This is a genomic window from Mycobacterium sp. SA01 (assembly GCF_041287105.1).
GTDB lineage: Bacteria > Actinomycetota > Actinomycetes > Mycobacteriales > Mycobacteriaceae > Mycobacterium.
Genome location: NZ_JBGGNO010000010.1, coordinates 106503 through 119825, shown reverse-complemented (window position 1 = coordinate 119825; position 13323 = coordinate 106503). Strand labels below are relative to the sequence as shown.

Sequence of the window (13323 nt, the reverse complement as noted above, 5' to 3'; positions counted from 1 at the left end):
AAACCTTCCGGATGTCGCTGCGCTCAAACGCCATGGCCAGCCAATCCGCGACCGCTTGCGCCAGCGCGGCGTGATTCTCGCGTTTGACGATCTCGTGGCCGTCGTCGGCAAAGAGCAGATAGCGCACGGTGCGCCCGCGGGCACGCAACGCCTCGACCATTTGCTCTGATTCACTGACCGGAACGTTGGTGTCGGTGCCGCCGTGCACCACCAGCAACGGCGCGGTCAACTTGTCCACGCGCTGCAGTGGAGAGAGCTCGTCGAGGAGGTCCCGATCGGCGATGGGGTGGCCGTATTCGGCATAGGACGCCGCTGCGATCCAGGGCTCGGTGGTGCGATAGAACGTCCCCAAATCGCTCATCCCGCAAATGCTGACGCCTGCGACGAAAAGATCGGGATGGAACGCCAGCGCCGCCATCGTGAGGTAGCCACCGTAAGACCAACCCGCGCAGGCGATTCGCGTGGGATCGGCCAGACCACGCTCGGCAAGGTAGCGCGCGCAGTCGGCCACGTCGTCGATGGCGGCGAATCGCTTGTCCTTGTCGTCGGCGTGCACGAACTCACGGCCCTGCCCACCCGAACCCCGGACGTTGGGCGTGAAGACGGCGATCCCTTCGTCGAGCAATCCCGGGAAGATTTCGCTGTGCGAGGGGCGGGCCTGGCCTTCCGGCCCGCCGTGCAGGTAGATCATCATGCCGGTCTGCTCGACGCCGGGCGGCGGGCAATACAACCAGCCCGTCAGGGAGCGCCCGTCTCGCGCGGTCACGAAGTGCAGCCTCGGCCGGTCCGACACCGGACCGATGCTGGGCTTGCGATCGATGCGCTCCCATTCCCGCGACCGGGGATCGACCAGTTCGACGGTGCGCGGAAGATCGGCACCCTGGATCGTCATCGCGACCATCGATCCGCCCGCACTGATGGACAGTTCGCTCGCCACCAGATTCGGCAGCGGGATCGGCTCGGATACCGTGTAGTCGACATACTCGAGGATCTGTAATTCACTGCAGCCGTTGATGTTCCACAACAGCGCGACGGTAGACAGGTCATCGCTGACCACGAACTCGTCGAGGTCGTGGCCCGGGCGCTCGGCGACCACGTGATAGGCCACGCCGTCGGGGGTGACCGTGACCTCGAGCAGACGGCTGTTGTCCGAGCCGTTGTCGCTACGGATCAGGGCGCGCACGTAACCGTCGACGAAATCAGGCCCATAGGTGTAGGCCGGGTGGTACAGCGTGGTGTGCTCACCGTCCGGGCCGGAGCGCAGCCGCCGCGGATGATGATCGTCCAAGATCACGCCCAGATCCGTCGACGAGCCGGGATCTGAAGGCAGCAAGGCGATTTCGGTCGGGCCGGTCAGCATGATCAGCTCGCGATAGCCGCGCGGACCGACCCGGATCAACGATGACCCCGCCCAGGCGTCGACCAGCCGGCCCCCGGAACGCCGATCCAGCACCGTCACGGCGCCGTCGGCCGGGTCGATCAGGCTGGACTGGCCGACGCCGTCCTCACCGGTGAGAATCGCGCACACCCGGGTGCCGTCCCACGCGATCAGCTCGGCCGTGCCGGCCATGCCGTCGAAGCCCATTCCGTCGATCCGGCGGGCCATCCGGTCGTCGGGGTCGGTGGTGACCACCCAGATCTGGCTCCGGGTGCTGCCCTCGGGGGCGACCTGGCACGCCAACCAGTGCCCGTCGGCCGAATGGATGACCCTGGTCACCGGCCCCTCCACCGGCAATTCCACGTCACGGGACGAACTCGCCCGCCAGCCCCGCAGGAAACGCTGGACGGCGCGCGGATATCCGCCGTCGTCGACGATATGGGCGAATGCCGTCGCGTCCGGCGACAGGGATGCGCCATACGTCGCGCGCACGTCGGGTTCCACGCCACCTCACTTTCTTTGCTTCCTCTTACCGGAGTACTACGTTCCACGTCGCCCACCGGTGGTAAACACGGTGCTGAGCAACAGGCCTTCAACCCCGCGCTGCCACTCGCAGGTAGCCTGCAAGCATGAGGTGGGAATGAACGATCCGCGTCGACCAGAGTGGTCTGACCCGACGCAGTCGGCCGGCAATGGTTATCCGCCGAGCACCGATCCCGCCTACTCCGGTCAGTATTACGGACCCGGCTACGGCAGCCCCGGTTACGGTCAGGGCGGCGTGCCGCCGACGATGCAGCCCACCGAACAGCTGCCGTCCTACTGGCATCAAGGCGGCGGCTATCCGCCCAGCGAGCCACCCGCGCCGCCACCGGGCCCACCCAAGTCGCCGAAGTGGTTGTGGATCGCCGCCGCGGTCGCAGTGCTGCTGGTGGTGGGGCTGGTGATCGCCCTGGTGATCGTGACCAGCTCGGCCAGGGAGTCCACCGTCGTGGCACCGCTGCCATCGCTGTCGGAGACCACGACCGCGCCGCGGGCCACCACCCTGGTGCCGTCGACGACGCGGCCCACGCTGCCGACGACCAGCGGCGCACCGAGCACCGCAGCGCCGCCACCCACCGACTCCACCAGCCCGACGGGCACCGACACCGTCGTGTACACCGTCTCCGGCGACGGCCGCGCGATCAACATCACTTATGTCGACACCGGCGGCATCATGCAGACCGAGTTCAACGTGCTGCTGCCGTGGAGCAAGGAAGTCAGCCTGTCGTCGCCGGCGCGGACCTCGGCCAGCGTCGCGGTGGTCAATGTCGGGCGTGACGTGACCTGCAGCGTGTCGGTGAACGGCTCACAGGTCCGCGAGCGCACCGGCCGCGGTCTGACGATCTGCACCGGAGCGGGCTAACCCGCCCGGTGGTTGTTGGGCACCTTCACCAGCAGCATGCCCAGCAGACCGACCGCCAGCACCACGCACAGGCCGCCGAGCCCGGCGCGGTCGGCGTGGAAGGCATCGACGAAGACGAAGAACAGCCACGGCGCGAGGAACGACGCCGCCCGTCCAGTGGTGGTGTAGAGCCCGAACGCGACGGCTTCCTTGCCGTCGCTGACCATCCGCAGCAGCACGGTGCGCGCGGACGTGGTGACCGGCCCGACGCACAGCGCCAACAGCAGCCCGCAGATCCAGAACACCACAGGCCCCGACAGCGACAACAGCGTGAGGCCGACGACGATCATCAAGGTCAGCGAGGCGACGATCACCGGTTTGCCGCCGATCCGGTCGTCGACCGGTCCGGCGAGCACCGCGCCGAGCGCGGCCATGGTGCTGGCGATCACCCCGAAGATCAGCACGTTGGACGGCGAGATGCCGTAGACGCTGACGCCGAGCACCGCGCCGAACGCGAAGACGCCGGCGATGCCGTCGCGGAAGATCGCGCTGACGACCAGGTAGTAGACCAGGTTGCGATCACGCCGCCACTCGGAGCGCAGATCGTTCCACAGCCCGCGGTAGCCGCCGGCCTGACCGGGCGGCATCGGCTCCAGGTCGGGAGCCGGGGCGAGGGTGTGGGCGGTGATCAGCAGGGGCAGCGCCAGCACGACGAACCAGGCGGCGGCCATCAGCATCGCCGCGCGCACGTTCTGGCCGTCGGCGACCGGGATTCCGAGCAGGCCTCGGTCCGGTCCGGAGCCTGCGATGAACGCGACGTAGATGATCATCAGCAGCAGGACGCTGCCGAAGTATCCGGCGGCCGCTCCGATTCCGGAGATGCGCCCCGACGTCTGCGGGGTGGTGAGCTGCCGCAGCATCGCGTTGTACGGCACGCTGGCCAGGTCGCCGCATGCGGCGGTGAACGCCAGCAGCACCAGACCCATCGCGAAGTAGGCCGGCTCCGCGTGGATGAGGCTCATCGCCGTCGTCGAGAGCACCGCCAACCCGGTCAACAGCATCAGGGCGGCGCGACGCCGCTGCGGCGCCTGAACCAGCACGCCGGTGAGCGGCGCGAGAACCGCGACGGTGAGGCCGGCGAGTGCCAGGGCCCGGCCCAGCCAGCTTGCCGGCGAGGTGTCGCCCGGCAAGCCCTGGCCGACCGTGCTGGTCAGGTACACGGCGAAAACGAACGTCGCGACGATGGCGTTCATGCCGGTGGAACCGCAGTCCCACAGCGCCCACGCCACAACTTTTGACCGCCCGGCGGTCTGGGCAACCGACGGGGGCCTGGTCATGCGGGCCACCCTATCCATTCCCCGAGTCGCTGGCGCTCCTGCCCGCCGGAACCAAGCCCCCTACGATTGCCGCATGCCAGTACCCGCACCTTCCCCGGACAGCAGAGCCGTCGTCACCGGTGCCTCGCAAGGCATCGGTGAGGCACTGGCCACCGAACTCGCCGCCCGCGGCCACCACCTGATCATCACCGCGCGCCGCGGCGAGGTCCTGGCCGAGCTGGCCGCGAAACTCACCGAGCGCTACCGCGTCAACGTCGAGGTGCGCGCGGTCGATCTCGCGGATCCCGACGCGCGGACCGCGTTCGCCGACGAACTGGCCGGCCGTGAGATCTCGATCCTGTGCGCCAACGCGGGCACCGCGACGTTCGGACCCGTTGCGAAACTCGATCCGGCGGCGGAGCGGGCGCAGGTCCAGCTCAACGTTCTCGGTGTGCACGATCTGGTGCTCGCGGTGCTGCCGCGGATGGTCGCCCGCAAGGCCGGCGGCATCCTGATCTCGGGCTCGGCCGCCGGTAACTCGCCGATCCCGAACAACGCCACCTACGCCGCGACCAAGGCGTTCGCGAACACGTTCAGTGAGTCGCTGCGCGGCGAACTGAAGGGTGCCGGAGTGCACGTGACCGTGCTGGCGCCGGGGCCGGTGCGCACCGAGCTGCCCGACGAGGCCGAGCAGTCACTGGTCGAGCGATTGATCCCCGACTTTCTGTGGATCAACACCGAGTACACGGCACGGATCTCGCTGGATGGCTTGGAGCACAACAAGATGCGGGTGGTGCCCGGCCTGACGTCCAAGGCGATGTCGGTGGCGTCGGGGTACGCGCCGCGCTCGATCGTCACGCCGATCGTCGGCGCGGTCTACAAGAAGCTGGGCGGCGACTAGCTTTCTCGCCCAAACCGACACTTGGCAGCAGAAGTGCGAGTAGATGGCCGCATTTCGTCGATCTCGGCGCCTAGCGCCGCCGGCGACCGGTCCCGAAGATGCTGCGGGTGATCTCGCGGCCGATCACGGTGCCCGCCGAGCGCATCGCGCTCTTGAACGCCGGGCTGTTCATCACCTGATCGAGCACGCCGGGCTCGGCCTTCTGCGGCTTGGGCATCGGCGGCAGGTCGATTCCGGTGGGCAACAGCGGCGGCAGGTCGACGGGCTCGGCCGGAGGCGGTGCGAGTTTCGTCGCCAACATCTCGTAGGCGGATTCGCGGTCGACGGTCTGGCCGTACTTGGCGAACAGCGAACTCGACTGCGCCGCGGCCTTGATCGCATCGGGGCCGATGGTGTCCATCAGCGACTGCGGCGGGCGCAGCCGGGTCCACGCCACCGGAGTCGGAGCGCCGCGCTCGGAGAGCACCGTGACGATGGCCTCGCCGATGCCCAATGACGTCAAATCCGTTTCCAGATCGTAGAACTGGGTCTTGGGATAGGTGCGCACCGTCTTCGACAGTGCCTTCTGATCATCCGGCGTGAACGCCCGCAGCGCGTGCTGGATGCGGGCACCCAGTTGCGACAGCACGTTGTTGGGCACGTCGGTGGGCAGCTGGGTGCAGAAAAACACCCCGACGCCTTTGGAGCGGATCAGTTTGACCGTCTGCTCGACCTGTTGCAGGAACGCTTTGGACGCATCGGTGAACAACAGATGCGCCTCGTCGAAAAAGAACACCAACTTGGGCTTGTCGACGTCACCGACCTCAGGCAGGTAGGTGAACAGGTCGGCGAGCACCCACATCAGGAACGTGGAGAACATCACCGGTCGCGCGGCCTGGTCGCCGAGCTCAAGAAGGGTGATGACGCCGCGGCCCTGCGCGTCGACGCGCAGCAGATCGGCGGGGTCGATCTCGGGCTCCCCGAAGAAGGTGTCGCCGCCCTCGGCCTCGAGGTTGACCAGTGCGCGCAGAATGACACCCGCGGTCTGGGCGGACACCCCGCCGATGGTCTTCAGCGTCTCCTTGCCCTGGTCGCTGGTCAGATAGGTGATCACCGACCGCAGATCTTTCAGGTCCAGCAGCGGCAGCCCTTGCTGGTCGGCCCAGTGGAAGATCAGCCCCAGCGTGGACTCCTGAGTGGCGTTGAGCCCCAACACTTTTGACAGCAGGATAGGCCCGAACGCCGAGATCGTGGCGCGCACCGGGACGCCGATTCCGCCGGTGCCCAGTGAAAGGAACTCGACGGGAAACGGCGCGCCCACCCAGCCGTCGTCGCCAGTGTCCTTGGCGCGCTGCAGGGTCCGGTCACTGGACTCCCCCGGCCGCGACAAACCGGACAGGTCACCTTTGACGTCGGCCATCATCACCGGTACCCCGGCGGCCGACAACTGCTCGGCGATCACCTGCAGCGTCTTGGTCTTACCGGTGCCGGTGGCCCCGGCGACCAGGCCGTGGCGGTTCATCATGGCAAGCGGGATGCGGACCTGGGCCGCCGGATCGACTGCGCCGTCGATGACCACCGAGCCGAGATCGAGTGTCGCCCCGGTCGTCGCGTACCCCGCGGCGATCTGCTGGGCAGGGGTCGTCGTCGATTCGCTGCTCATCGGCCGCCTCCGTGGTCGCTCGGGTGATGGCCGCTACGACACTACAAGCCGGCGGGGGCTTAGGGTTGAGCGCTGTGCGTGAAGAATTGGTGTGGATCGACTGCGAGATGACCGGCCTCGATCTGCGGACCGACAAGCTCATCGAGATCGCCGCCCTGGTGACCGATGCCGAGCTCAACGTCCTCGGTGAGGGCATCGACGTCGTCATCCATGCCGACGACGAGTCACTAGACGGAATGGTCGAGGTCGTCACCCAGATGCACAGCCGGTCCGGGCTCACCGAGGAGGTCCGCGCGTCGGTCATCGACGTGCCGGCCGCCGAGGAACTCGTGATGGAGTACATCCGCTCCCACGTGAAGCAGGCCAAGACCGCGCCACTGGCCGGCAATTCGATCGCCACCGATCGCGGGTTCATCGCGCGGGACATGCCGACGCTGGACAACTACCTGCACTACCGGATGATCGACGTCAGCTCGATCAAGGAACTGTGCCGGCGTTGGTATCCGCGGATCTATTACGGACAGCCGGAAAAGGGGCTCGCCCACCGCGCACTGGCCGACATCCAGGAGTCGATCCGCGAGCTGAAGTACTACCGACGCACCGCGTTCGTCCCCCAGCCAGGGCCGTCTACCAGCGAGATTGCCGCTGCCGCGGCCGAGCTTGACGCCCCGGGCGAATCGGATTCGGCTGGAGAGGCTGACAACAGCTAGTATCGACGACGCTGCTGCCGCCTTCGGACGGTTCGCAGCGATGGTGGCTGTAGTTCAGTTGGTAGAGCACCAGGTTGTGATCCTGGCTGTCGCGGGTTCGAGTCCCGTCAGCCACCCTGCAGGTCAGGCCCCGATTTCGGGGCCTGACTTTTTTTGTGCCCAAGGAGCTTGCGCTCTTATCGCAACCTTGCTGTAGCCCTACAGCCGTTCCGCATGACCCCGAACTGCGGGCAGCCCGCCGAAGCCGTGTGGCGCAGTGCTCGCTTCGCGATCCGTCCCCGACCAATCCGGCGGTCATGCGGCTCCGAATAGCTACTGGGCGTCCGGTCAGCGTGAACAGGTGCTCACCCCGTAGAGAGCGAGTCTTGACGATGAAGTCAAACCAGATGAAGAAGAGGAACTGCGGCAGATCTGGACGTGCACTCGCGGTGGCCGTCCTCGGAATCGGCACTGCCATGCTGGGCTTGGGGTTCAGCTCGTTCAACCCACCGGCCAGCCAGATTGCCAGTGGCCCGCAACCGTGTGTCAACGGGATCGTCCCCTTGAACCCCTACGTCGTGAACTGCAACCTGCCGTCGCGGGGCAACCAAGTCGTCGGCGCCGCACCCGACGCCGGGGCAATCATCGGTTGCAGGCACAACCTCGCCTGCCTGGCCCTGTACGTCAACTACCCGGGGCAGCTGCTCGTTCCCGGCTATCAGCCCTGACGCCGCAAGGTTCGGCTGCGCCATGAACATCCACTCCCGGCCGCTTAGTTACGGGAGCGTTGGCCGACCGGTTACGAGCGAGCTAATAGTTCACTGATCACGAAGCATGGTTCCGGAGCGGCCGGCGCGAGCCCTTATTGCCCGGACGGACGGCTGCACGCTGTGGCCAGACTCACTGCGTCCAGGTGGCCCCTGGCAAAGATTGATGATTCAAAATCTTCACAACGGGGTAAAGAGCAGGACAACGGCTTCGCGTCCGGGGGGACGCATATCGCGAAGGGACCCAAGTAATGACCACTAACGAATTCGCTGAAATCGACGGTTCGCAGCAATTGGCCGCCTGGCAGGACCGCCTGGCGGCGTTCGTCACCGCGCTCGACTCAATCGATGCCGACGACCCGTACACGTTCTGCGAGGACGCGTGGGACATCTGGGAAAGCGCAGCCATCTCCGATCCCCCCTCGGCCACCGATCCGGCAATGCTTCTAGTCCTGGGCGTAATTGAGGTGTTGGCGGCGGCGATCACGTCGACTGCTCGCGATCACCACAGCACAGCGAGAGGCGCGCATCCGCTGACGCTCTCCGCCATCCACGCCTCACTGATCGATGAGCTGAACGCAGTACGTCTCCAATGCGAGCAGTGGCAGCACGAAGGTTTGCCAGGGCCCGCCACGGTCACGTCCCGCAGTGCGGCCACGATGGCCGGATTAGAGGTTGCCACCAAGTTTGGCAACCAACTCTCTGCGTAGCACCAACGATTTGTTCCTCGGCCCGGCGAAACGGACAGGTGTCCATCTGAGGCTGCCGGTTCAAATACCGCCTTTGCGCGGCTCACGAGGGCTGATCCGGTCGCCCAGGACACCGAAATGGTAAAGATTCCGTCCGCTCGTCGCAGTTAACTGACATAAACATCCGAGCATGAGCTACCGTCTGGTAATAACTGCAGCGCTTAGCTGGGGGAGGTTGCAGCATGCACGGCCACGACATAACCACTGAATCGAGCGGGTTCGCCGGGGACACCGGCCCTCTCGGTGTCTGGACCGATCGACTCGACGCCTTCCGCGCAGCCCTAGACTCCATCGACGCTGACGACCCATTCGACTATTGCGCCGACGCCTGGGAGATATGGCAGGGTGCCGCAGCCGCGGATCCCCCGCCGCACGACGACCCGGCCATCCTGGTGGTTCTCGGGACCCTCCAAGCCCTGGCACATGCAATGACCTCGGCGACCCTTGATTACTACCGCACCGCCGACGTTCGCGACCGGATGACCGCATCAGCGATGCACACCTCGATAACGCGCTGCCTGGGCACACTGCGGCGCGAGTGCGACCGCTGGCTGCACGAGGGCGGTCCGCCGGTTGACGACATCAACGCCCGCACCGTCGCGCTGGTGACCAGCCTGCAGGCATCGGGCGCCGGGCCGACGGTGGACACCGGGATCACGTTTGACAAGGTGTGCGCGCTCACGGATTCCGAGAACAAGCGCTATCGCGAGGCCTACGGCCGCCTTCGAGCAATGGTGAACCGAGAGTGGTTGCAGCACATAATAATTGAGAGCGACACGTTATCTGACGTCGTGACCGGCATCGTTCTCGACCTACAGACGACCCACGGTTCCACCTTCGACGAGCGCATTAACGACGGGCGTCGACGCAAGATCGGGTCGGCTCTGGTCGCCGTCACCGCCGCCGTACACAGCCATCGACAACGGTCGGTCGCTACCGCGTCGAAAGTGTTCGGCCACAACAGCCCTCAGGCCCGGGCGGTTGATGCGTTGTTCGACGACCTCACGGAATCGTCGTTCGACTACCGATGGCTGAGCGAGCTGAATGAGTGGTTGCAGCACGACGAAAGCAACGCGCTTCGGTACCAGTTCACCGCGCGCCGACATGGCGAGCCGTATGTGGACGTTCACCTGGACCGGGAGCGCATGGCAGCACGCGCGAATCAGCCGGGCAAACAATGGCTGGCGCCCGGCGACCTCGCCACGCTGAGCCGCGATCCCAGCGTGCTGGACATGGTCAAGGGGATTCAGCCGAAACTGACGGCCTTGCAGGAGCAGATCGACAATATCCTGTATCCGACTGTCGCGGAGGACGTCGCCGCCGTCACAGAGCTGATCGGCCGATTCGGCGGCGAAAAGGGTTTGCACGCTGTGAAATCGGCGCCGGGATCAACCCACGAACCCTGGACTCCCCCGCACTTGTCGCCCCGCGTGCTGTCGTTCGTCCGCAATTTCGACGACCGCAACTAAGCGTTGGCGTTGCCCGCTTTCCACTGCTGCCACGGAATGTTCCAGTCACCGAGCCCCTCGGTGCCCGGCAACGTCGAGCCGACGGTGTTGCGGACTTCGACGATGTCGCCGCGCTTGGTGTTGTCATAGAACCACCGCGCATTGCTCGGACTGGCGTTCAGGCAGCCGTGGCTGGTGTTCGAATATCCCTGCGCGCCCACTGACCACGGCGCCGAGTGGACGTAGATGCCGCTGTAGGACATCTGGGTGGCCCAATCCACTTCGGTGCGATAGCCGTTGGGCGAGTTGGACGGAACGCCGTACGTCGACGAATCCATGATCATGTGCGACAACCGGTCGCCGACGATGTAGACACCGTTGTTGGTCGGGGTGCTGTTCTTGCCCATCGAGATCGGGATGGTCTTGATGACCTCGCCGTTGCGCCGGACGGTCAGCTGCTTGGTGTTGTCGTCGGCGGTCGCGATCACCTCGTCCCCGATGGTGAAGCGCGACGACAAGTTCTGCTGGCCGAACAACCCGTCACCGAGATCGACCCCATAGGTGTTGGCTTGGACGTCGACCGTGGTGCCCGGCTTCCAGAAGTTCTCCGGGCGCCAGCGCACCTCACGGTTGTTCAGCCAGTAGAACGCGCCTTCGACGGGCGGGTTGGTGGTCACCTTGATCGCCCGTTCGGCCGCCAGGCGATTCGGAATGTTCTCGTCGAAGCGCACCGCGATCGGCTGTCCGACGCCGACGACCTCGCCGTCACCGGGCAAAAGGTAGGGCATTGTCAGGTTTTCCGGCGACTGCGTTTCGAAGGTCAGCTTCTCGGTCGTCACGCCGCCGAGACCCATCGACTGCGCGCTCAGCGTGTAGCTCTTGTTGTAGCCCAGCGGCTCACTGGTCGACCACGTCACGCCGTCCGGACTGAGCGTGCCGGCCACCTGCTTGCCGGACTCGTTGACCATCATCACCGACCCCAGGACCCCGCCGGTGGCGCGCACCGTCACCGGGCGGTCGAGCGGCACGTCGACCGCTCCGTCCTTGACCGACGCCGTCAGCTGCGGCACGAGCAGGTCGCCGTAGGGTGTGCCCTTGTCCGCAATGACCTTGACCGGCGCGGGCGCCGACTCACCGCTGCTGCACCCGCTGAGCCCGATGAGCAGGGCGGGGATGATCGCGAGGGCCGCCAGCCGGGTTCGACGCCCCGGCCGGTTCAGCGAGCCGACCTGCCACATACCGCCCTCAAATCCTGCTAGCTGTGCAAACGCTGGGAATGTTTGGCAATAGTCTAAGGGAACTTCCAGACTGGTGGCGACCATGCAGATCAGCGGCCCGGCCGAGTCCACCAGCGGGATTTCATGTTCGGCAGTGGTGTTTGTTAAAGTCGGCGACGCGGTCACGCGCCGTTAGCTCAGTTGGTAGAGCAGCTGACTCTTAATCAGCGGGTCCGGGGTTCGAAACCCTGACGGCGCACCACAGCAAGAGCCCCGCCCCTCGGGCGGGGCTCTTGTCATGTGCAGCGACGCCACCGAATTCCCTCGCTCCCCAGAGCCGCAGACCTGTCGATCCTGAGCCCTGCTGACTAGGGTTTGGCCATGGCCGATCTGGCGGCACTCTTCTCCGACATCGTCGGGCGCACCCACCTGCTGACCGGCGACGCCATCTCCGACGACTACGGCCACGACGAAGCGCTGACCATCCCGCCGCAACGTCCCGCCTACCTCGCCAAGCCAGCCACCGCCGAAGAGGTCGCCGCGCTGCTGAAAACCGCCAGCGAACACCATGTTTCGGTGACCGCCCGAGGATCGGGTTGCGGGCTGTCCGGTGCCGCCCAGCCGGTCGCCGACGGGCTGCTGATCTCATTCGAGCGGATGAACGCCATAGTCGAGATCGACACCGACAATCACGTCGCGGTGGTGCAGCCCGGTGTCACCCTGACCGAGCTGGATGCCGAGACCGCCCGCGTCGGGCTGAGTTACACGGTGTACCCGGGCGAGCTGTCGTCGAGCGTCGGCGGCAACGTCGGGACCAATGCCGGCGGCATGCGCGCGGTGAAGTACGGAGTCACCCGCCACAACGTGCTCGGCCTGCAGGCCGTCCTGCCCACCGGCGAGATCATCCGTACCGGCGGCAAGATGTCGAAGATCTCCACCGGGTACGACCTCACGCAGCTGATCATCGGCTCCGAGGGCACCTTGGCGCTGGCGACGGAGGTCACCGTCAAGCTGGTGCCCCGGCTGGCGCACAGTGTCACCGTGCTGGCGCCGTTCGACGATTTCGACCAGGTCATGGCCGCCGTGCCGAAGCTGATCTCGAGCGGGCTGAACCCGACGATCGTCGAGTACATCGACAACGTCGTGATGGCCGCGATCGTCAACGCCGAGAAGCTGGAGCTGGGCATCCCCGAGGAGATCCGCGAGACCTGCGCGGCCTACCTCGTCGTCGCCCTGGAGAACAACCACACCGACCGCCTCGACGAGGACGCCACCGCGCTGGGCGCGCTGCTCACCGACTGGGGCGCCTTGGATGCGTATGTACTGCAAGGCAATTCAGCGCGCCGGTTGATCGTGGCGCGGGAGAACGTCTTCTGGACGGCCAAGGCGATCGGAGCCGACGACATCATCGATGTCGTCGTGCCCCGGGCGTCTATGCCGGAGTTCCTGCGCCGGGCCCGGGACATCGCAATGGCCGAAGGCGTCGGCATGAGCGGGTGCGGGCATGCCGGCGACGGCAACGTGCACGGCGTGCTGTTCTGCAAAGATCCGAAAACCCGCAAGAAGCTGCTCACCGAGATCTTCGCGATGGGGATGTCGCTGGGTGGGGCGATCTCCGGCGAACACGGCGTCGGGCGGGCCAAGGCCGACTATTTCTGCGAGCTCGAGGATCCGGCCAAGCTGGCCTTGATGCAGCGGATCAAGCACAGTTTCGACCCGGCCGGAATCCTGAACCCCGGCGTCGTTTTCGTCCAGCAACATCCTTGACCGGTGCTCGCCGGGGCTGCTAAACATGGCACCACCCGAGCGTTTGAGCGATCGCTCAGCACGCAACG

The 13323-nt window shown here is 66.1% G+C and carries 11 protein-coding genes and 2 tRNA genes; 9 read left to right on the top strand and 4 right to left on the bottom strand.

The window, feature by feature from the left end; genetic code table 11:
- Positions 1-1882 (bottom strand): alpha/beta fold hydrolase (locus AB4879_RS02610; RefSeq protein WP_370506294.1); only part of this gene is annotated, 1882 nt, incomplete at its 3' end.
- A gap of 136 nt (positions 1883-2018) precedes the next feature.
- Between AB4879_RS02610 and AB4879_RS02605 the strand changes: the two genes are divergently transcribed.
- Positions 2019-2780, top strand: coding sequence for an MmpS family transport accessory protein (locus AB4879_RS02605; RefSeq protein WP_370506293.1), 762 nt, complete (start codon positions 2019-2021; stop codon positions 2778-2780).
- On the opposite strand, the gene AB4879_RS02600 is transcribed toward AB4879_RS02605, so the two are convergent.
- Positions 2777-4096, bottom strand: a complete 1320-nt coding sequence (locus AB4879_RS02600; RefSeq protein WP_370506292.1) for an MFS transporter — start codon at positions 4094-4096, stop codon at positions 2777-2779. The two genes, AB4879_RS02605 and AB4879_RS02600, sit on opposite strands and share 4 nt — an antisense overlap.
- A gap of 73 nt (positions 4097-4169) precedes the next feature.
- Between AB4879_RS02600 and cmrA the strand changes: the two genes are divergently transcribed.
- Positions 4170-4976 (top strand): mycolate reductase, encoded by an 807-nt coding sequence (gene cmrA, locus AB4879_RS02595; protein ID WP_102808643.1) that lies wholly within the window; start codon positions 4170-4172, stop codon positions 4974-4976.
- A 70-nt stretch (positions 4977-5046) separates the two neighbouring features.
- Here cmrA and AB4879_RS02590 read toward each other — a convergent pair whose 3' ends face one another.
- Positions 5047-6618, bottom strand: a complete 1572-nt coding sequence (locus tag AB4879_RS02590; protein WP_102808644.1) for a helicase HerA-like domain-containing protein — start codon at positions 6616-6618, stop codon at positions 5047-5049.
- A gap of 74 nt (positions 6619-6692) precedes the next feature.
- Between AB4879_RS02590 and orn the strand changes: the two genes are divergently transcribed.
- The 5 genes from orn to AB4879_RS02565 all read left to right on the top strand — a co-directional run bounded on the left by orn (position 6693) and on the right by AB4879_RS02565 (position 10292).
- Positions 6693-7328, top strand: coding sequence for an oligoribonuclease (orn, locus tag AB4879_RS02585; RefSeq protein ID WP_370506291.1), 636 nt, complete (start codon positions 6693-6695; stop codon positions 7326-7328).
- Between the two features lie 43 nt (positions 7329-7371).
- Positions 7372-7444 (top strand) — tRNA-His (locus AB4879_RS02580).
- A 312-nt stretch (positions 7445-7756) separates the two neighbouring features.
- The gene (locus tag AB4879_RS02575; protein WP_370506290.1) at positions 7757-8035 is read left to right on the top strand and encodes a hypothetical protein; all 279 of its coding nucleotides are present in this window, start codon (positions 7757-7759) and stop codon (positions 8033-8035) included.
- Between the two features lie 290 nt (positions 8036-8325).
- Positions 8326-8784, top strand: a complete 459-nt coding sequence (locus AB4879_RS02570; protein WP_370506289.1) for a hypothetical protein — start codon at positions 8326-8328, stop codon at positions 8782-8784.
- Positions 8785-9005: 221 nt separating this feature from the next.
- On the top strand, positions 9006-10292 hold the full coding sequence (locus AB4879_RS02565) for a hypothetical protein (protein ID WP_370506288.1): 1287 nt from the start codon (positions 9006-9008) through the stop codon (positions 10290-10292).
- On the opposite strand, the gene AB4879_RS02560 is transcribed toward AB4879_RS02565, so the two are convergent.
- Positions 10289-11509, bottom strand: coding sequence for an Ig-like domain-containing protein (locus AB4879_RS02560; protein ID WP_370506287.1), 1221 nt, complete (start codon positions 11507-11509; stop codon positions 10289-10291). The genes AB4879_RS02565 and AB4879_RS02560 overlap by 4 nt on opposite strands.
- 165 nt (positions 11510-11674) lie before the next feature.
- Between AB4879_RS02560 and AB4879_RS02555 the strand changes: the two genes are divergently transcribed.
- Positions 11675-11750 (top strand) — tRNA-Lys (locus AB4879_RS02555).
- 119 nt (positions 11751-11869) lie between these two features.
- Positions 11870-13255, top strand: coding sequence for an FAD-binding oxidoreductase (locus AB4879_RS02550; protein WP_370506286.1), 1386 nt, complete (start codon positions 11870-11872; stop codon positions 13253-13255).
- The last annotated feature ends 68 nt before the right edge of the window (positions 13256-13323 follow it).